19 protein-coding genes are annotated in these 17,913 nt (G+C 73.1%); 11 read left to right on the top strand and 8 right to left on the bottom strand.

Going from position 1 to position 17,913, the window contains the following annotated elements; all coding sequences use genetic code 11:
* Nucleotides 1-155 precede the first annotated feature (155 nt).
* Entirely contained in the window at nucleotides 156-935 is a 780-nt protein-coding gene (locus tag FHU28_RS08550; protein WP_184682560.1) for a D-Ala-D-Ala carboxypeptidase family metallohydrolase, read from the bottom strand.
* A gap of 256 nt (nucleotides 936-1,191) precedes the next feature.
* Here FHU28_RS08550 and FHU28_RS08555 point away from each other — a divergent pair, with 256 nt between their 5' ends.
* Together FHU28_RS08555 and FHU28_RS08560 are read left to right on the top strand one after the other, a co-directional pair.
* The gene (locus FHU28_RS08555) at nucleotides 1,192-1,833 is read left to right on the top strand and encodes a DUF6642 family protein (RefSeq protein WP_184682562.1); all 642 of its coding nucleotides are present in this window, start codon (nucleotides 1,192-1,194) and stop codon (nucleotides 1,831-1,833) included.
* A gap of 31 nt (nucleotides 1,834-1,864) precedes the next feature.
* Entirely contained in the window at nucleotides 1,865-2,329 is a 465-nt protein-coding gene (locus tag FHU28_RS08560; protein ID WP_184682564.1) for a PPOX class F420-dependent oxidoreductase, read from the top strand.
* A 16-nt stretch (nucleotides 2,330-2,345) separates the two neighbouring features.
* Here the strand turns inward: FHU28_RS08560 and FHU28_RS08565 are convergent, their stop codons facing one another.
* Complete coding sequence (locus tag FHU28_RS08565; RefSeq protein ID WP_184682566.1) at nucleotides 2,346-2,987, bottom strand: NAD(P)-dependent oxidoreductase; 642 nt, start codon at nucleotides 2,985-2,987, stop codon at nucleotides 2,346-2,348.
* 54 nt (nucleotides 2,988-3,041) lie between these two features.
* The gene (locus tag FHU28_RS08570) at nucleotides 3,042-4,274 is read right to left on the bottom strand and encodes a serine hydrolase domain-containing protein (RefSeq protein ID WP_184682568.1); all 1,233 of its coding nucleotides are present in this window, start codon (nucleotides 4,272-4,274) and stop codon (nucleotides 3,042-3,044) included.
* Nucleotides 4,275-4,329: 55 nt separating this feature from the next.
* Here FHU28_RS08570 and FHU28_RS08575 point away from each other — a divergent pair, with 55 nt between their 5' ends.
* From FHU28_RS08575 to FHU28_RS08595, 5 genes are all read left to right on the top strand, one after another.
* Nucleotides 4,330-4,923, top strand: coding sequence for a pentapeptide repeat-containing protein (locus FHU28_RS08575; protein WP_184682570.1), 594 nt, complete (start codon nucleotides 4,330-4,332; stop codon nucleotides 4,921-4,923).
* A 53-nt stretch (nucleotides 4,924-4,976) separates the two neighbouring features.
* Nucleotides 4,977-5,429, top strand: a complete 453-nt coding sequence (locus FHU28_RS08580; protein WP_184682573.1) for a pyridoxamine 5'-phosphate oxidase family protein — start codon at nucleotides 4,977-4,979, stop codon at nucleotides 5,427-5,429.
* Nucleotides 5,430-6,506: 1,077 nt separating this feature from the next.
* A complete protein-coding gene (locus tag FHU28_RS32470) occupies nucleotides 6,507-7,457 on the top strand; it encodes a hypothetical protein (protein WP_260412862.1) in 951 nt (316 codons plus the stop codon).
* Between the two features lie 117 nt (nucleotides 7,458-7,574).
* Nucleotides 7,575-8,483, top strand: coding sequence for a hypothetical protein (locus FHU28_RS08590; RefSeq protein ID WP_311773548.1), 909 nt, complete (start codon nucleotides 7,575-7,577; stop codon nucleotides 8,481-8,483).
* Nucleotides 8,484-8,571: 88 nt separating this feature from the next.
* The gene (locus FHU28_RS08595) at nucleotides 8,572-8,883 is read left to right on the top strand and encodes a hypothetical protein (protein WP_184682578.1); all 312 of its coding nucleotides are present in this window, start codon (nucleotides 8,572-8,574) and stop codon (nucleotides 8,881-8,883) included.
* A gap of 22 nt (nucleotides 8,884-8,905) precedes the next feature.
* Here the strand turns inward: FHU28_RS08595 and dacB are convergent, their stop codons facing one another.
* Nucleotides 8,906-10,489, bottom strand: coding sequence for a D-alanyl-D-alanine carboxypeptidase/D-alanyl-D-alanine endopeptidase (gene dacB / locus FHU28_RS08600; RefSeq protein WP_184682587.1), 1,584 nt, complete (start codon nucleotides 10,487-10,489; stop codon nucleotides 8,906-8,908).
* Nucleotides 10,490-10,682: 193 nt separating this feature from the next.
* On the opposite strand from dacB, the gene FHU28_RS08605 reads away from it, so the two are divergent.
* Nucleotides 10,683-10,964: an iron-sulfur cluster biosynthesis family protein gene (locus FHU28_RS08605; protein WP_184682590.1), complete on the top strand. Its 282-nt coding sequence runs from the start codon at nucleotides 10,683-10,685 to the stop codon at nucleotides 10,962-10,964.
* A 1-nt stretch (nucleotide 10,965) separates the two neighbouring features.
* Here the strand turns inward: FHU28_RS08605 and FHU28_RS08610 are convergent, their stop codons facing one another.
* Nucleotides 10,966-11,988, bottom strand: a complete 1,023-nt coding sequence (locus FHU28_RS08610; protein ID WP_260412863.1) for a beta family protein — start codon at nucleotides 11,986-11,988, stop codon at nucleotides 10,966-10,968.
* Between the two features lie 413 nt (nucleotides 11,989-12,401).
* Between FHU28_RS08610 and FHU28_RS08615 the strand changes: the two genes are divergently transcribed.
* Nucleotides 12,402-12,755: a hypothetical protein gene (locus FHU28_RS08615; protein WP_225980659.1), complete on the top strand. Its 354-nt coding sequence runs from the start codon at nucleotides 12,402-12,404 to the stop codon at nucleotides 12,753-12,755.
* 255 nt (nucleotides 12,756-13,010) lie between these two features.
* The gene (locus FHU28_RS08620; RefSeq protein WP_013284343.1) at nucleotides 13,011-13,403 is read left to right on the top strand and encodes a cupin domain-containing protein; all 393 of its coding nucleotides are present in this window, start codon (nucleotides 13,011-13,013) and stop codon (nucleotides 13,401-13,403) included.
* Between the two features lie 37 nt (nucleotides 13,404-13,440).
* On the opposite strand, the gene FHU28_RS08625 is transcribed toward FHU28_RS08620, so the two are convergent.
* Nucleotides 13,441-14,622, bottom strand: coding sequence for a threonine synthase (locus FHU28_RS08625; protein WP_184682595.1), 1,182 nt, complete (start codon nucleotides 14,620-14,622; stop codon nucleotides 13,441-13,443).
* Nucleotides 14,623-14,630: 8 nt separating this feature from the next.
* Entirely contained in the window at nucleotides 14,631-15,665 is a 1,035-nt protein-coding gene (locus FHU28_RS08630) for a DNA polymerase ligase N-terminal domain-containing protein (protein ID WP_184682597.1), read from the bottom strand.
* 78 nt (nucleotides 15,666-15,743) lie between these two features.
* Between FHU28_RS08630 and FHU28_RS08635 the strand changes: the two genes are divergently transcribed.
* Nucleotides 15,744-16,526 (top strand): aldo/keto reductase, encoded by a 783-nt coding sequence (locus tag FHU28_RS08635; RefSeq protein WP_184682599.1) that lies wholly within the window; start codon nucleotides 15,744-15,746, stop codon nucleotides 16,524-16,526.
* 58 nt (nucleotides 16,527-16,584) lie between these two features.
* Here FHU28_RS08635 and FHU28_RS08640 read toward each other — a convergent pair whose 3' ends face one another.
* Nucleotides 16,585-17,718 (bottom strand): glycoside hydrolase family 12 protein, encoded by a 1,134-nt coding sequence (locus FHU28_RS08640; protein WP_184682601.1) that lies wholly within the window; start codon nucleotides 17,716-17,718, stop codon nucleotides 16,585-16,587.
* Between the last annotated feature and the right edge of the window lie 195 nt (nucleotides 17,719-17,913).

Raw genomic sequence — 17,913 nt, forward strand, 5'->3', positions numbered from 1 at the left:
ACCCCCGGGCCGCTCCGGCTCGGGGAGCTGACGCCCGGCGCCCGGTTCCGGTCGCGTGGACGCCCCGTCGCGGAGTGGCGTCGTTCGTGCCGGAGCATGCCGACGGCGGCCCGGCCGGGGAGCCCCCACCCCCGAGCCGGGCCGCCGTCACCGCATCACTTGACTCCGCAGTCCGGTGCGGACCAGCCCTTCGTGTTCGACGACTTGTCCCGGTTGTTCTCGCGCCGCGAGTCGACGTGCGTGTGGTCGTCGTGGTCCGGATAGCCGGGGCCGTAGATGCCGCTGAAGCCCCGGCTGCGGGCCGAGCGGGCAATGTCGCAGAGGCTGCGGTGCTTGGCGATCAGGTCGGCCGCGTTGCCGTAGAGGTGCTGGCTGTCCGAGGCGCCGCCGACCTGCCTGTTGCAGGCGATGCTGCGGAACCCGCTCGTCACGTAGAGCGGCTTGTCGCCGAGGCTGCGCCGCAGCGCCTCCAGCTTCCACATGGTGCGCAGCGCGTTCTCCCGGGTGGCCGACGCGGAGAGCGGGCCGCCGGCCCACCCGCCCTTGCCGCAGCCGTTGTCCAGCTCGGCGTAGCTGAAGTGCTTCGGCGTGCAGTCGCTGTCCTTCTGCAGGTCGTAGATCCTGGTGAACGTCTGCGGCCCGGCCACGCCGTCGGCGCGCAGCCCGTACGCGGTCTGGAAGCGCTTGACAGCGGCGGCCGTCTCCGGGCCGTACACGCCGTCGACCCGGACGATGCCGCTGTACGCGGCCCAGCCGGCCACCCGGATCTGGAGCTGCCGGACGTCGTCGCCGGAGCTCCCCTGCGACAGTGTCCGGTTCCAGGTGTAGCAGCCGTCGGCGTGCGCCGGTGGTGCGGCGACGACCGTCGCCACGGCGGCCCCGGGCAGGGCCAGCGCGAACGCGACCGCCGCCCGCTTCAGGGTGTTGACGCGCACAGAGTCCTCCCGATGTCAGAGCGAACTGGGCTTGGGACGGGCGCATCGACCGGTACGTCCCGTCCCTCTCACCGTGACAGGTACGAGGATTCTTCGTGGTGATTAGCCGAAATTGTTCTCACTTCAGACGTTTGCTGGGTATTGGCTGTGAATAGTGCCCGTTTGCGAACGCGCTGCCGGGTGTCGCCCGTCGGAGGTGAGCGGTAACGTCTGCTCCCGGACCGGGCGGCGACCTCGACGGGCGGGGAGGTGGGCGTTGGCGCGTGGCGGCGTGTTCTGCGTCGAGGGGCAGTGGCACCGCGACCTCAACGAACGCGGGTCCGTCCTGCCCACGCTCGACCTGCTGGAGCGGCTCGGCCGCATCCGCTACATCCACAAGGACGCGGCCACCCGCGACGAGCTGTTCTATTTCGTCGACCGCTGGCTGCTCAAGCAGTACGCGGACCACCGGGTGGGCTTCTTCGCCATGCACGGCGAACCGAGCCGGCTCTGCCTCACCGACTGGGACTCGGTCGAGCTGTCGGACGTGGCCGAGCGGATGACCGGCCGCTGCGAGGGCCGCCGCCTATACTTCGGCAGTTGCTCGGTGCTGCGCGCGTCCGACGCCACGCTGCGCGAATTCCTCGACGTCACCGGCGCGGCTCTGGTCTGCGGCTTCACCCGCGAGGTGGACTGGGTCGAGTCGGCCGCGTTCGAGACAGTGCTGCTCGACGTGCTCGCCAACGGGCAGCGGCACAACGCCGCCGAGTTGCGGATGCGCTCGGCGCACTGGGCGCCGCTCGCCGCGTACCTCGGTTTCCGGGTGATCTACGCCAACGGCCGCGCCTGGCGGCCCTCGGCCCGACCGCGCGTGCCGGAGCAGGTCACCGCCCAGCGGGCCGGCGGCCGTCCGCGCTGAGAACGATCGACCGGCCTGGTAGAACCGAGGCATGGCACGCAGCATCGCGAAGAACACCCGGGTCGACCGGGACGCCCTGATCGAGTTCCTCCGCCCCCGCCACCACGTCGTGCTCATGACCACCCGCTCCGACGGTCGCCCACAGTCCTCGCCGGTGGCCTGCGGTGTGGACGCCGAGGGCCGGCTGGTGATCTCCACCTACCCGGAGCGCGCCAAGGTCGCCAACATCCGCCGCGACCCGCGCGTCTCCGCGTGCGTGCTCTCCGACGACTGGAACGGCCCCTGGGTGCAGGTCGACGGCGTGGCCGAGGTGCTCGACCTGCCCGAGGCGCTGGAACCGCTGGTCGAGTACTTCCGCAGCATCTCCGGCGAGCACCCGGACTGGGACGAGTACCGGTCGGCCATGGTCGCGCAGGGCAAGTCGCTGATCCGCGTCACGATCGATTCCTGGGGTCCGATCGCCACCGGCGGCTTCCCGGCCCGGCTGGCCGACTGAATCAGTACGCGCCGGATCAGTACGCGACGGTGAAGCGGGCGTTGCCGAACCGGGGATTCTCGATCTCGTCGACGATCGCCACCGCCAGGTCCTCGTAGGTGAGCACCGAACGGCCCTGCGCGTCGGTCACCGGCTGGTCGGTGCCGGTGCGGTAGTGCCCGGTCCGCTCGCCCGGGTGGAACTCCAGCGGCGGCGGCGAGACGTACGTCCAGGTCACCCCGTCGGCGCTGGAGCGGTAGAACTCCAGCGCGTCGGCCTGGCCGTGCGCCGAGTCCCGGTACTCCTCCGGGAAGTCCGGCTCGTCCAGGTAGCGGGTGCCCTTCGGGGTGAGCAGCGTCGAGCCACCGCCGACGTGGATCACCCGAGGTGGGTCCGGCAACTCACGCAGCGTGTCGACGAGCGTCCGCGCGGCGTCGCGCCACAACTCCCGCTCACCGCCGCCGATGGCCACCACCAGCACGTCCGCGTCCTGCGCCAGTTCGCGTACGCTCCGCGCCGACGTGGCGTCGCCGGTCACCGTGCGTACGCCTGGCGGTAGGTAGCCGACCGCCTCCGGACGCCGCACCGCCGCTGTCACCCGGTGCCCCCGCTCGACCGCCTCGGCGGCGATCCGGGAACCCGCCGTCCCGCCGGCGCCGAACACGACGATGTCGCTCATGCCTCACAGGCTAGGCAGCCCACCGGTCGGCGGCGGGAGTTCCGCCGAACCGGCTCAGTCGACGAGCGACGAGTAGACGAGCTGGCGCAACTGGCTGCGCAGCGGGTACGTGCTGGACGGCATCAACTGTGTGAACAGCAGCGCGGTGACCTCCTCCACCGGGTCCACCCAGAACGCGGTGCTGGCCAGGCCGCCCCAGTAGAACTCGCCGACGCTGCTGGGCACGCGCGACGGCACCGGGTCGAGCACGACGGCGAAGCCCAGCCCGAAGCCGATCCCGTCGAGGATCGTCTCGGCGAAGCCCTCCGGCGAGAACGAGGCCAGATCCCGGTTGCCGGGCAGGTGGTTGCGGGTCATGAAGCGCACCGTGCGGGGCCCGAGCAGGCGCACCCCGTCCAGCTCGCCGCCGCGCAGCAGGAACTGGGTGAAGCGGTGGTAGTCGGCCGCCGTGGAGACCAGCCCGCCGCCGCCGGAGTGCCACGTCGGCTCCGCCAGCGCGGCCCGGCCCACCCCGTCGGCGCGTACCGCCTGCCCGGTGGCCGGGTGCGGGGCGTAGAGCGCGGCCAGGCGCTTCGCGTCCGCCGCGTCCACCCACCAGCGGGTGTCGGTCATCCCCAGCGGGCCCAGGATCCGCTCGGCGAAGAACGCGTCGAGCGACTGCCCGGAGATCACCTCGACCAGGCGGCCCAGCACGTCGGTGGAGACGCCGTAGTTCCAGCTCGTGCCGGGCTGGAACAGCAGCGGCAACCGGGCCAGCCCGGCCGACGCGGCGGCCAGGTCCGCGCCCGGCGGCACGTCCAGGTCGAAGCCCGCCGTCCGGTAGAGGCCGTCGACCACCGAGACCTGGGCGAAGCCGTACGTCAGGCCGGCGGTGTGGGTGAGCAGGTGCCAGATGCGGATCGGCTCGACCGCCGGCACCGTGAACGGCTTGAGCACCGAGCCCCGGTCGTAGACGCGTACGTCGGCGAACTCCGGCAGCCAGCGGCTGACCGGGTCGTTCAGCTCGAACCGGCCCTCCTCCCAGAGCATCATCGCGGCGACCGAGGTGATCGGCTTCGTCATCGAGTAGATGCGCCAGAGCGTGTCCGCCTCGACCGGCGTGCCGGCCTCCCGGTCGCGCAGCCCGTACGTCGAGGAGTGGGCGACCTCGCCCCGGCGGGTGACGACGATCTGCCAGCCGGCGAGCCGGCCGTCGTCGACGTACCGGGCGAAGTGCTCGTCGATCCGCGCCAGCCGGGCGGGATCGAAGCCGACGTGGCCAGGGTCGGTGCTCACTGCGACACTCACGACGCGAACCTACCCGCCGGTACCGCGGCCGGAAAGTGTCACTAGGGTCGGTGGCATGCCGGAGCCGGTCGAGGACGTCACCTACCGCCAGCAGGACTGGTACGCCGAGGAGCTGGCCGACCGGCACTTCGTGCGGTGCGAGTTCTTCCACGTCGACCTGACCGAGGCGGTCAGCCGCGGCGCGGTCTTCACCGACTGCGTGTTCGGCAACGTCGCCTTCAACGCCTCCCGGCACACCGACTCGGCGTTCACCAGGTGCTCGTTCAGCAAGTGCAACTTCTTCGAGGCCGAGTTCACCGGCTGCAAGCTGGTCGGCAGCACGTTCGACCGCTGCGACCTGCGTCCGCTGCGGGTCGACCGGGGCGACTGGTCGTTCGTCACGCTGGCCGGCGCCGACCTGCGCGGGGCGCGGATCACCGACGTACGGATGCGGGAGGTCGACCTGAGCGGCGCCGACCTGACCGGCGCGACGCTGACCGGCACGGACCTCTCCGGCGCGCAGCTGCACGCCGCCAAGCTGACCCGGGCCGACCTGCGTGGCAGCGACCTGTCCGCGCTCGATCCGACGGCGGTCGAGCGTTCCGGCGCGCGGATCGACCCGGAGCAGGCGATGGTGCTGGTCCAGGCGCTCGGTTTCCAGGTGGGCTGAGCCGCCGGGAAAGGCGCCGCGGGTTGTCAGGTTTCCGGGACAGACTCGGAGGCATGACATGGTGGTCCGATCTGGTGGCGGCCGAGCCCGACTTCGCGGCGCGGGTACGCGCCCGGTTCGCGGTCCGCAAGCACGGCACGATGGCGACGCTGCGGCGGGACGGCTCCCCGCGGATCAGCGGCACCGAGTTCGACTTCGGCGACGACGGGCAGCTGCGGCTGGGCAGCATGGCCGGCGCGGTCAAGGCCCTCGACCTGCGCCGCGACCCTCGGGTGGCGCTGCACAGCCCCACCGAGGACGCCCCGCCCGACGACCCGTCCACCTGGGACGGGGACGCGAAGATCGCCGGCCGGGCGCACGAGGAGCAGCCCGCCGAGGACGGCTCGCACAGCTTCCGGATCGAACTGACCGAAGTGGTGCTCACCCGGGTGGGTGACCCGCCCGACCACCTCCTGATCGAGAGCTGGCACCCCACCCGGGGCCTGCACCGCCGCACCCGCCACTGACCCGCCGCCCCGCCCCGGCCGACCGCCACACCCGCCCCGCGCGCCCGCGCGCCCGCGCGCCCGCGCGCCCGCGCGCCCCGCGCGCCCCGCGCACCCTGCGCGCCCCGCGCACCCTGCGCGCCCCGCGCACCCTGCGCGCCCCGGGCGCCCGCCGCCCCGCGTCGATCATGAAGTTAACGGCATTCAACGCCCGATTTGTCGCCGCCAACCTCATGATCGACGGGGTTGCCGAGGGTGGGCGCGGTCCGCTGCGCCCGAGTCGCGGGAGATCTTGGTACGAAACGGCCCCTATGGGGGCGCAAAGCTTCCAAGATCTCTCCCGCTGGGGTGTTCGGAGCACGGGAGGCGTGGGAATTGCGGGAGTGGATGCCTTCTCCAAGATCGCGTTCTGTGTCATCCTCCCTACGGCGAGCCACGGGGCCGGGCCGCTCGCCGCCGGTGGCCGAGGGAGGGTCGGTGGCTGAGGACGACATCGCGCGTACCGGGGTCCGGGTCGGGGGCTGGCTGCCCACGCCGGACGACGCGGACGACGCGCCGGAGCGCCCCGTCGGTCCACGCCGCCTACCCGGGGACGCAGATCGGCCGGCGCCCCCGCCGGACGGCGAACGATCACCGTCCGATTCGGACGATCCGGCGCCTCCGGCGCCTCCGGCGGACCTGGATCCGCCTGGTACCGCTGTCTGGCCGCCTCCGCGCACCGCCGGCCCACCCGCTCCCGACCTTCCGGCCGCCGGCCCGTTCCCGGCCGACCCGACCGCATCCGGCCCACCTGCGCCGACTCCACTCGCCCCGGGCCCGCTTAGTCCGGGCTCGCTCGGGCCGGGCCCGCTCGCTCCGGGCCCCATCTCTCCGGGCCCCATCTCTCCGGGCTCGCTCGGACCGGGGCCGCTCGGGCCGGGGCCGCTCGTTTCCGGGGCGGCTGCGCCGGTCGGCCCCGAGCCGCGTCCGAACCCGCCCGGCGGCCGAATTCCGCTGGTCGGGCCGGCTCCGATCGGACTGCACCTGTCCGCTCCGCCGCCGGTCCGACCGGGCGCCGCGCACGATCCGGCCGAACCTGGTCCGCCGCAAGAGGCCGAGGTGGAAGCGAGACCGGGCCGGCACTCCGCCCGGGAGAGTCTCCCGGCGCGCCTCGCTGACCTGGCCGGCGGCCTCGGCGACCTGGCCGGCAAGCTTGGCGTCCTGGCCGGCAGGTTCGGCGTCCGGCTGCGCGCCGCGGCCCGGACGGCGAAGAACCGGCTGAGCCGGGCGCTCGGCCCGGCCCGGCCACCGGCCGATGCCCCGGCCACCCGGGTCGCTGCGGCCCGGGCCCGGCGTCGGCGCCGCCGCGCCGTGCTGGCGGCGGTGGCCGTGACCGGGCTGGTGGCGGCGCTGACGTACGCGGTCCGGTCACCCGCGCCGCCCCCGTTGACCCGGGAGACCGCGCCCGTGGCGGCACCGAGCGATCAGGCGTCGGTCGTGCCGGTTCCCGGCGACCCGGTGTCGCCCGGCGAGCCGCTGCTCGACCTGAAGCTGGAGCCGCTGCCCGAGTCGCTGTCGCTCACCGTGCTCGGCAAGCGGGACTGGCGGCAATGGGGTGGCGCCGGGGCGGACAGCTTCCATCGCAAGGCGGGCGGCACCGGCGAGATCCAGGACCCGGGCGGCGAGCGGCTGGAGCACAACGCCGGGGTGACGGATCTTCAGTGGGTGGACGGCGTGCCGACGGCCCGGGAGGAGGGCACCCGGGCGGGTGTCTTCCAGCGGGGCGCCGGCAAGAGCTTCACGCTCGCCGTGACCGGAAGCGGGGATCTGCGTACCGTCCGGCTGTTCGTCGGCACGTTCTCGGCCGGTGCGCGGCTCGACGTGTCGATCTCCGGCGGCGGCGATCCGGCCGTCCAGGAGGTCGCCCTCGCCGCTGGGGACCGCTTCTACCAGTACGTCATCCGCTTCCGGGCGCCCCGGGAGGAACGGTTGCTGATCACCTGGCGCGCCCTGACGGTTACCGGCGGGCACAACGACGGGGTGGCGCTGCAGGCGATCACGGTAAGCTGAGCCGCCCGACTCCCGGCGTTTGATAACGAACTGGAAACGCCCGTCGGTTGACATATGGCGCAAAGAGCCGCCCGGTGACACCGTGAAGCCCGTCGCGCTCCGGTCGTTCCCGGCGTCGTGACCGGAGCGGAGGGTGTGGTGGGCCAGGAGGACCGTTCGCGTGCCGGCCACGGCTCGCACCGCCACGGCCTTCCGCGTACCCGGTCCGCGCTGCGGCGGCTGCGCCGCCGGCGACGGCTGCTGCTGGAAGGGCTCGCCGCGTTGCTCTGCCTCGCGGCGCTGGCGCTCTACATCGGAGTCGAGCGGCACGACGCGCCACGCGAGGAGCACGCCCGGCTGCCGGCCGCGCCGCCCGGCCGGGTCGGGCTGCCGAACGAAGCCGACGACACAGTGGTCAATCCGGGGTTGCGGCCCCGCCAGCGGCCGCCGTCGCCGAGCCCGACACCGTCCACACCCCCACCCAGTCCCACACCGCCCACGGTGCCGTCGACGGTCGCGGTCAGCCGCGCCGAGGTGCCCGCCACCGTCGACCTCACCGCCGTGGGCACCACCGACTGGGTCCACTGGGGGCTCACCGGCGCCGACCGGACGGTCCGCAAGCGGGGCGGCTCCGGCGAGATCCGCGACGAGGGCGGCCGGGGGCGGCGGCAGAGCTTCAGCAACAACCCCGAGGCGTACGCCTGGCGCGACGGCAACCCGGTCGCGTCGGCGAGCGGCACCATGTCCGGCGTCTACACCTGTCACCGGGGCAGCGGATTCAACCTGGCGGTGGCCGCCGACGGGCAGCAGCGCACGGTGCGTCTGTACGCCGGGCTCTGGATGGCCCGTGGCCGCCTCGACGTGCGGGTCTCCAGCGGCGGCCCGACCACCACGCTGCGGATGGAGGATCCGCACACCGCGCTCACCACCGAGTTCACGATCAAGTTCCGCGCGCCGCGCGGCGCGAAGCTGCTGATGAACTGGACGGTGGAGGAGTCCCTCGGGGACTGCGGCAACGTCAGCCTGCAGGCGGTCGCGCTGCGCTGAGCGGGGACAGTTTGTCCGTCGCGTAGCCGGTCGGGCGTCGTAGGTTTCCGTTGTTCCCGTCCGACCATCCTCTATGGAGGCACGACCGATGACCGGCCCTGCTCCCGTCGCCCCCGCCCGTCCTCGCGCCGACGGTGACGTGCTGCGCGAGATCCCGATGCCGCCGTACGTGACGGTCGAGGACGTCCAGTTCGCGGTGCGGGCGGTGGTGGTGCACGCGCCGCGGGCCTGGTCGGGCGGGACCATCTGCCGCAACGACGCCAGCCCGCACCCGTGCCGGCTGCACCGCTGGGGCCGCCGGGTACTCACCCTGCGCGGACTCCCGCCGGCCGAGATCGACGCGCTCGTCGAGCGGGGTGACCCCGCCGCCGGCCCGCAGCCGTACCGCCCCGGCGCCTAGTACCGGGGCGGCACGGCCCCGGTCAGCAGAGCGCCGGCTTGACCCAGGAGCACTCCCGTCCCTCCGGTACGCGCGGCGACTCCGGCGCGGCCGGCACGGTCCGCCGTCCGGCGGCCGTCTCCCTCTCGGTGTACCCGGCCAGGGCGATCGCGATCTGGTCCTCCAGACCCTTCACGGACGAGGTCAGGTAGTTGTTGAGCACGATCGAGAACGCCAGGAGCCGGCCGTCGGCGTTCGTGACGTAACCGGAGAGCGCTGACGCGCCGGTCAGGCTGCCGGTCTTGGCGTGCACGTTGTTCGCGGCGGCGGTCCCGCCCATCCGGCTGCGCAGCGTCCCGCCGACGAGCCGGTTCGGGTTGCCGGCCACCGGCAGCGCGGCGTACCAGGTGGCGAACCAGGGTTCGGCGCGGACCTCCGAGAGCAGCGTGACGAACTGGGTGGGCGGGACGAAGTTGCGCCGGGACAGTCCGGAGCCGTCGCGCTGGCGCAGCGTGCCGGTGTCCACCCCGGCGTCGCCCACGTACCCGCTGATCGCGGAGAGCCCGGCGGCCCAGGTGCCGGAGCCGGAGAGCACCCGGCCCAGCTCCTTGGTGAGCACCTCGGCGTGGCCGTTGTTGGAGAGCTTGAGGAACGGCACCATGAGGTCGGCCAGCGGCATCGAGTCGTGCCGGGCCAGCGGCTTTGCGGTGTCCGGGGTGGCGGTGCCGAGCACGGTCCGCCCGAGCACCCGTACGCCGTGGCGGCGCAGCGCGGACCGGAACACGTCGGCCGCGTACCCGGTCGGCTCCCAGACCGTCACCCAGTCGCGCTCGGTGGCCGCGCCGAGCGCGATCTGGCCGGTCACCACCACCGTGTTGCCGCCGTGCTCGCGCTCGAACGAGATGGTGGTCTCGCCCTCGGCCACCGTCTCGGCCCGGTTCTCGATGCGCAGCCAGCCGTTGTCCGGCGTCATGGTGATCTTCGGCCGGGTGCCCGCCCGCGTTCCCGGTGCGGCGTTGACGATCACCGTGCCGGCGTCGTAGTCGGTGTCCGGCGCCACGGTGAGCGCGGACACCTGCGCGGCGTAGTAGTAGGGCTCGTCGTCCCAGGTCCAGTCCGGGCCGAGCCGGTCGTTGTCGTACCGGGTGTCGTCGGCGACCAGGTTGCCCGCGACGACCCGTACGCCCGCTGCGGCGACCTGCTCGGCGAGCCGGTCGTAGTCGGCGGCGAGGATGGTCGGATCGCCGCCGCCGCGCAGGTAGAGGTCGCCGGAGAGCATCCCGGCGTGGCGCGGGCCGTCGGCGCTCACGTCGGTGGTGAAGCGGTGGCCCGGCCCGAGCAGTTCCATCGCCGCCGCCGAGGTGAGCAGCTTGGTGTTGGAGGCCGGGATGAGCCGTCGCGTCCCGTTGCGGTCGTACAGCGTGCGGCCGGTCGTGGTGTCGACGACGACCACGCCCGCCTGCGCCCCGTCGAGCCGGCTGTCGGCGAGGATGGCGTCGATGGTGGTGTGCAACCGGGTCTGCGCTGGGGTGGGCGCTTCGGCCGTGGCGGTGGTGGCGCCGGCGGTGGCCGCGGTGGCGACCAGCACCAGCACCGCGAGCGCCCGGGGAAATAGGCGACGATGCATGTGCCGATGCTGCCATGGAGATTTCCTGCGGGAAAGACTCCGGTGTGAAAGGTTATCGCCAGGAGACGTGGCGGCACCGGGCGCCGTCCCTGCCCCCAGCCTAGGGATTCGCCGGGCCGAGGGAGGGAAAAGACCTGTACGTGGGCCTTGTCGCCCACGCGAATCCCGACATCCAGCCATGAGGAGTTCAGCGATGCTGACCATGACCGACAACGCCGTCCTGGTGATTCGTGACCTCGCCGCCCAGCAGGACGTCGCCGACGCGGGCGGGCTGCGCATCGCCGCCGACACCGACGCCGGTTCGCTCTCCATCGAACTGGTGCCGGAGCCGGTGCGGGGCGACCAGGTGGTGGATACCGAGGGGGCGCGTATCTTCCTCGACTCCGACGCCGCCGAACTGCTGAACGACACCTCGGTGGACGCGGTCGTCGACGACGAGGGCGTGGTGCAGTTCGGGTTCACCGAGAAGGAGTGAGTCAGCCGGCGCGGTGGGACTCCCCGCCACGCGGCGAGCGGCCGGTGCGTCCCCGTTCCGGGGCGTCCGGCTCGGCCCACCACGCCCGGCCGCGCTGGTCCCGTTCCGGTCGGACCAGTGCGGCCAGCACCTGCGCCAGGTGGTGTGAGGTGCTCCACGCGATCCAGTTGGCCGGCGAACCCGCGCCCGCGCCGCGCCGGGCCCGCCGGACGATCTCGTGGTCGCCCCAGGAGAAGCCGGCTCCGGCGGGCGGCCAGTGGGGAGCGGCAGTCACGGTGCGGCAGAGGTCGGCGAAGCGCTCGTCGCCCCGCCCGCCGCGCCGCGACCAGCGGTAGACCCACCACGCGTCGTCGGTGGCCCAGCGCAGCGTGGGCACCCGGTCGCCCGGTTCGTCCGCGCCGCGTACCGCGCAGCTCACGCCGTAGTCGCCGTATCCGAGGTCCAGGTCGGCCAGGCGCTGCCAGAGCGACCAGTCGTAACGGTCCAGCCGGACCGGCTCGTCCACCGGGAGCCGGGACAGGGCCGGCGGCATCCCGCCGGCCGCCACCGTCACCGAACGCCAGGCGTGCCGCCGGGCCCATTCCGCCGCGCGTCGCACCCGTGGCTCGGCCAGCCGGACGTCGGCGGTGCAGCACACGTCCCCCGCGTCGAGCAGCAGGTCGCACTGCTCCGGTACCAGGCCGGTCAGCCGCCACACCCGCTCCGCCGCAGCCGTCGCCGCGTCCGGCCCGCTGCGGTCCGGCCCGGTGCGCAACCGGACGACCGCGTGGCGGGTCCAGGCCCGCGCCGCAGCGCCGTGCGCGGCAAGCCGCCGGTCGCTGTCCGCGAGACCGATGACCGGCACCAGCGGTACGCCCCAGCGGATCGGATCGTGTTCCGGGGCGTCCGGAAGCGCCGACACGTCGACGGCGGGCAGCAGTTCGTCGGGCAGTCGCGTGAGCGAGTCCACCGTGGACGGTGCGTCCGCCGGAACGTCGAGAACCGGTGCGAGCAGCGCGGCGGAGGGTCCGTCGAGATGGGACAACGCCTCCAGCTAACCACGCCGCGCGGCCAGCACCGGGCGGTAGACCGGGTCCGCCGGTCGGCCTCGGAGCGACTGCACCATACTTAAATGTAGCCAGCCGACTGCTCTGCGTCACCACTTCTGCTCGGTGCCAGATCCGGCCGCCGATGTCCCGGCGGCCCGCGAGGCGGGGTCGCGGATCGCCGGTGCGGCGGACGTTTCCGCAGGTCAGAGGTGCCCACTGTCCTTGATCGGACAGTTCTGCGGCTGGTTGCCGGGCGGTGCGCCGACATAGCGTCGGAATCACCGAGGGGGACCGCCGACGATCACCCGGACGCGCACGAACGCCTCCTGCCGGCGTACCGGCGGGAGAGAGGATCACCATGCCCAGCCGCAGAGGTAGGAGGGAAACCACCGGCCAGCCGATCCCGAGCATGCGGGAGGCCGCGCGCGCCGACACCGAGATCAACTCGTGTGCGGCCCTGGGGCTGCCGGCCACCGCCCGCGTGCTGTTCGCTGTGGTCGACGCCAACGGCACGCTGGTACGCGGGCTCGGCGCCACCTCGGCCACCCGGCTCGCCGCCGGGATGTACCAGGTCGCGTTCGACCAGGACGTCGCCGCGGCGGCGTACGTCGGAACCGTCGGTCCCGCGAAGCCCGGCGGGCTCGCACCGCAGGGCGTCATCACCGTCGCGCCCCGGTCCGGCATCGCCAACGCCGTCTTCGTGGAGACGCACGGCACGAGCGGCCACGCGGACCGCCCTTTTCACCTGGCCGTGCTCGCCTGACCGGAACGGGCGCGCAGACGAGCGCACGGCGCCGCACGACCTCCGGTCGTAACGTCGCCGCGCTCCGGCCGTCTCCCACCGCCGCAGCCGTACAGGCGGTACGCCAGCGGGGACTTGGCTCGACCGGCCCGTCCCGCACCGGTCTTGTCGGCAGCACTTGCCCCTTCCGACGGGATCCAAACCCGGCCGGCGTGGCGAATTCCACCATCTGCGACTCCCGGCGTGGCGGGCGTGGGTACGGGGTATGAGCGGGCCATGGAGCATTTCACGATCGCGACAGTCGCCGAGAAGAGTCCCGACTTCCGCCGCGTGCTCTGGACCGGGGAGCACACCCAGCTGGTCATCATGACCATTCCGCCGGGCGGCGAGATCGGCGAGGAGGTCCACGAGGGCATCGACCAGATCCTCACGTTCGTCAGCGGCACCGGCGAGGCGCGGGTGGCCGGGGAGAAGAAGGAGGTCGTCTCCGGCGACCTCGTCGTCGTCCCGGCCGGCACGAAGCACAACTTCGTCAACACCGGGCCGAATCCGCTGGTGCTCTACACCGTCTACGGCCCGCCGGAGCACGCCGACGGCGCGGTGCACAAGACGAAGGAGGAGGCGGACGCCGCCGAGGAGGCCGGCGAGGACGAGCCGCCCACCTCCTGAGCAGTCGCCGGGCGGGGCCCCGTCGTGACCTCGGTCGTCAGCCGGGGGCCCCGCTGTGCACCAGGCCCGGGTACTTCAACCCGGCGCCGGTGTTCAGCACCACCACGCGCTCGCCGGGGCGGATCCAGCCACCGGCCCGCAGGTGCCGGGCAGCGGTCAGGCAGGCCGCGCCCTCCGGGCAGAGCAGCAGCCCTTCCCGGGCGGCGAAGTCACGCAGGTCGGTGAGGATCTCCGCGTCGTCCACAGCGATCGCGGTGCCGGCGCTCTCGCGCAGCGCGGACAGGATCAGCTCGTCGCCGAGCGGGGCGGGCACGGTGATGCCGAACGCGACGGTGCGCGCGTCCGTCCACGGGGTGACCCGGTCCTCGCCGGCCGCGAACGCCCGGACGATCGGCGCGCATCCGGTGGACTGCACCGCTACCAGGCGGGGCAGCCGGTCCTCCACCCAGCCCAGTTCGCGCAGCTCGTGCAGCGCCTTGTGGATGCCGATCAGCCCGACGCCCCCGCCGGTCGGGTAGACGATCACGTCGGGCACCTGCCACCCGAGCTGTTCGACGATCTCGTACCCCATGGTCTTCTTGCCCTCCAGGCGGTACGGCTCGCGCAGCGTGCCGGCGTCGAAGATCCGCCCGTCCGAGCCGGCGATCAGCTCGGCGATGTCCCGGCCCGCGTCGTTGATCAGGCCGTCGATCAGCCGCAGGTCGGCGCCGGCGGCGAGGCACTCCTCCCGGCAGATGGTCGGCGCGGCCAGCGGCATGGCGATCGTCGCGCTCATCCCGGCCCGCGCCGCGTACGTCGCCCAGGCCGCGCCGGCGTTGCCGTTCGTCGGCATGGCGATCCGCTCCACGCCCAGCTCCCGGGCCCGGCTCACGCCCACCGACGCGCCGCGGGCCTTGAACGACCCGGTCGGGGTCAGCCCTTCGTCCTTGACGATCAGATCCGCGATGCCGATCTCGTGGCCGTACGCGGGCGCGCGCCACATCGGCGTCCAGCCCTCGCCGAGCGTGGTGACGCACCGGGGGTCGGCCACCGGCAGCAGCTCCCGGTAGCGCCACAGGTCGGCCGGGCGCAGCCCGAACTGCTCCGGGGCGACGGTGGCGGCCACCGCGGCGAGGTCGTAGCGGGCCAGCAGCGGCGAGCCGCAGCCGCACAGGTTCTGCAACACGTCGGCCTGATGTTCGCGCCCGCAGCGCGGGCACTCCAGGTGCGTCAGGTGCACGGTGGTCCTCAGCTCGCGTCGATGCTCAGCCAGTGCCGGCTGCGCCGGCCCGGCTCGTACGGGGAGTCGAGGCGCTTGGCCACCACTCCCGGGAGCCCCTGCTCACGGGCGGCCCGCAGGGCGTCCGCACCGACTCCCGGGAACCACGGCGGAGTCTGCCAGTGCGGACCGGCGAGCGCCAGACCGTCGAGCAGGTCACGGCGTTGCGCGTACGGCACGTCGAGGCTCGGCACGCCCTCCAGCCAGAGCAGGTCGACGGCGAGGAACTGCCCGTCGCGCCGGGTCGGCGGCCGGACCCGCCCGGCCGGGTCGATGCGGACCAGCACGCCGTCGAGCACCGCCTCGGCCGGGGCCAGCGCCTCGGCCATCGCCCGCAGCCAGGGGTACGACCCGGTGACCTCGGTGTCGTCGCCGTCGAGCAGCCGCAGCCGGCCGCCGGAGACGTACGCCATCGCGCGCACCCCCGCCCAGCGCAGCTCGTACCCCCAGGCGGCGGCGTCGCGCGGCAGCCGCCCACCCTCGGCGGGCAGCATCGGGCGGACCAGCTCGGGCATCGGCGTCCAGCCCTGCGGCGCCGGGTCGGTGCGCCTGATCATCCAGTCGCGGCCCCGCCCGCCGGTGGCGAACAGCACGTACCGCCCCTTCGTGCGCTCGCCGTCGAGCACCACGATCACCTCGTCGTCGCGCCACTTCTCGGCCCGGTAGGTGCCGGTGTCGTGCACGGTCATCCGCCCGCCGCCGTACTCGCCGGCCGGGATCTCCCCGTGGAACGTGAGGTATTCCATCGGGTGGTCCTCGGTGTGCACGGCGAGGTGGTTGCGGCCCGGGTCGCGGGGCAGGCCGCGCGGCACCGCCCAGGAGGCGAGCACGCCGTCGTGCTCCAGGCGCAGGTCCCAGTGCAGGCTCCGGGCGTGGTGCTGCTGGATGACGAAGCGGGGCGCGCGCCGCGCGGACCGCTTCCGGCCGGACGCCCGCTCGGGCACCGGTTCCGGGGTACGCGCGGCGTCCCGTTTCCGCCGGTACTCGTCCAGCCGGTCCGCCATTCCCGCATCCTCCCCCAGACGCGCCGTGCGCGCCGGGATGCCGGTGTGTGTGCGACGAACCGGGGTAGAACGGGGGACATGGACCTCGACCAGCCCACCCTTCCGCTCACCGGTGACGTCCGGATCCCGCTGCTCGGCTTCGGCACGTGGCAGGCCACCGGCGAGGCCGGCTACGAGGCCGTGCTCAACGCGCTGGACGCCGGTTACCGGCACCTGGACACCGCGACGATGTACGGCAACGAGAAGGAGGTGGGCCGGGCGGTCAAGGAGAGCGGGCTGCGCCGGGAGGACGTCTTCATCACCACCAAGCTCCCGCCGGACCGGGTGGGCCGGGAGCGGGAGACCATCGAGGCGAGCCTGGCCGCGCTGGACACCGACTACGTCGACCTGTGGCTGGTGCACTGGCCGCCGTCCGCGCCCGGCGACAGCATCCCGGTGTGGCGGGAGATGCTCGCGGCACGGGACGCGAACCTGGCTCGCGCCGTCGGGGTGAGCAACTACTCGATCGGGCAGCTCGACGAGCTGATCCAGGCCACCGAGGAGACGCCGGCGGTCAACCAGATCCGGTGGAGTCCGTCGCTGTACGACCGGCACACGTACGCCGCCCACCGGGACCGCGGGGTGGCGCTGGAGGGCTACAGCCCGTTCAAGACCAGCGACCTGTCCGACCCGGTGCTGGTCCGCATCGCCCAGGCGCACGACGTGTCGCCGGCCCAGGTGGTGCTGCGTTGGCACATCGACCACGAGATCGTGGTCATCCCGAAGTCGGTCACGCCGGAGCGCATCCGGGCCAACTTCGACGTGTTCGGGTTCTCGCTGACCGCCGAGGAGATGCGCGACATCGACGCGCTCGCCGGCTGACGCTCGTACCGGGAAGGGGCGCGATCCGTGCGGACCGCGCCCCTTCGTCACGCGCCGGTCAGCCGCGGGCGCAGGTGGAGCCGTTGAGCGTGAAGCTGCTCGGCGCCGAGTAGCTGCCGTTGAGCGTCGCCTGGTAGCCGAAGGTGGCCGACGCGCCGGGCGACAGGGTGCCGTTGTAGCCGGCGTTGCGCGCGGTCACCGCGGAGCCGCTCTGGCTCACTGTGGCGTTCCACGCGTTGGTGACGGTCTGCCCGGAGGGCAGGTTGTAGTTGAGCGTCCAGCCGTTGATCGTGCCGGAGCCGGTGTTCTTGACAATCACCTCGGCGGTGAAGCCGTTGTTCCAGACGTTCGCCGCCCGGTAGGTGACGGTGCACGACGCGTTGCCCGACGGCGGCGGCGTGGTCGGCGCCGACGTGGTCGGCGGCGGGTTGGAGCCGGTGTTGACGGACTGCGAGAACGAGTTCACCGCCAGCCCGACGCCGCCCTGCCACGGCTCGAAGCCGGCCTGGATGCTGGTCAGGTACCAGTCGTTGGTGATCGCGCCCCGGTTACGGGTGTCGTTGATGAACGCCAGCGCGTCGAAGCTGAAGCTGGGGATGGCCGACGGCGACAGGTACGAGATGACGTTGTTCGAGCCGTTGCTGCCGCGCCAGACCTCCCAGGTCCGGCCCGCGATGTTGGCGGTGCCGACCGGAGAGCCGATGGGCTGGATCGAGCCCTGCCGGTTGAGCCAGATCATGATCTCCATCTGGTTCACCCCGTCCCGCTTGGGCGACGGGTCGAGCCAGATGTCGTACGACGCGTTGAAGATCGCGCCGCTGACGTAGTTGTAGCTGATGCTGGACGGGGCGCTGCTGATGTTCTTCACCTGCACCGGCAGGTTCGTGCCGGGCGAGCAGTTGGTGTAGTGGCAGCCCACGAAGATCGACGGGTAGGCGACCGGCGCCCCGTTGGTCGGCGCGGAGCCGTCCGCCCGGGTGATCGAGAAACCGGTCGAGGTGACGTTGATGCACTGCTGGGCGCTGGTGCCCCAGCGGTTGTTCTGCACCACGTACTTGCCGCCGATGGTGGTCGAGCCGTACTGCTCGCAGATCTGCGTGTCGGCGGAGGCGGTGCCGCCGAGCGCGACGGCGACGATCGTGCCGGCGGCCAGCAGGCCGGCCGCGGCGAGGGCCCTGAGTGGACGCTTCATGATGCTCCTTGGCTCGGCGCGGGACGGCGCCGGTTCGGTCGGTGATACGGACGGGAGCGCTCCCACGATGCAGGGAATACATTTACATGTCTCGAATCATTGCGCAAATGCGCCGGGCTCGTTAACGCTGCGCGTCCGGCCGGTGGCGCGACCGGCGGCCGCCACCGCCCCCTTCCCCCAGATGGAGGCGGGATT

Origin of the sequence: Micromonospora echinospora, from assembly GCF_014203425.1 — a bacterium.
GTDB classification, from domain to species: Bacteria; Actinomycetota; Actinomycetes; order Mycobacteriales; family Micromonosporaceae; genus Micromonospora; species Micromonospora echinospora_A.

What these genes read in the sequence shown, in the direction of transcription:
- dacB (WP_184682587.1), bottom strand. Translation starts at nt 10,489, where the DNA reads ATGCATCGTCGCCTATTTCCCCGGGCGCTCGCGGTGCTGGTGCTGGTC.
- FHU28_RS08630 (WP_184682597.1), bottom strand. Translation starts at nt 15,665, where the DNA reads ATGGCGGACCGGCTGGACGAGTACCGGCGGAAACGGGACGCCGCGCGT.
- FHU28_RS08580 (WP_184682573.1), top strand. Translation starts at nt 4,977, where the DNA reads ATGACATGGTGGTCCGATCTGGTGGCGGCCGAGCCCGACTTCGCGGCG.
- FHU28_RS08565 (WP_184682566.1), bottom strand. Translation starts at nt 2,987, where the DNA reads ATGAGCGACATCGTCGTGTTCGGCGCCGGCGGGACGGCGGGTTCCCGG.
- FHU28_RS08575 (WP_184682570.1), top strand. Translation starts at nt 4,330, where the DNA reads ATGCCGGAGCCGGTCGAGGACGTCACCTACCGCCAGCAGGACTGGTAC.
- FHU28_RS08605 (WP_184682590.1), top strand. Translation starts at nt 10,683, where the DNA reads ATGCTGACCATGACCGACAACGCCGTCCTGGTGATTCGTGACCTCGCC.
- FHU28_RS08640 (WP_184682601.1), bottom strand. Translation starts at nt 17,718, where the DNA reads ATGAAGCGTCCACTCAGGGCCCTCGCCGCGGCCGGCCTGCTGGCCGCC.
- FHU28_RS08635 (WP_184682599.1), top strand. Translation starts at nt 15,744, where the DNA reads ATGGACCTCGACCAGCCCACCCTTCCGCTCACCGGTGACGTCCGGATC.
- FHU28_RS08620 (WP_013284343.1), top strand. Translation starts at nt 13,011, where the DNA reads ATGGAGCATTTCACGATCGCGACAGTCGCCGAGAAGAGTCCCGACTTC.
- FHU28_RS08615 (WP_225980659.1), top strand. Translation starts at nt 12,402, where the DNA reads ATGCGGGAGGCCGCGCGCGCCGACACCGAGATCAACTCGTGTGCGGCC.
- FHU28_RS08595 (WP_184682578.1), top strand. Translation starts at nt 8,572, where the DNA reads ATGACCGGCCCTGCTCCCGTCGCCCCCGCCCGTCCTCGCGCCGACGGT.
- FHU28_RS08560 (WP_184682564.1), top strand. Translation starts at nt 1,865, where the DNA reads ATGGCACGCAGCATCGCGAAGAACACCCGGGTCGACCGGGACGCCCTG.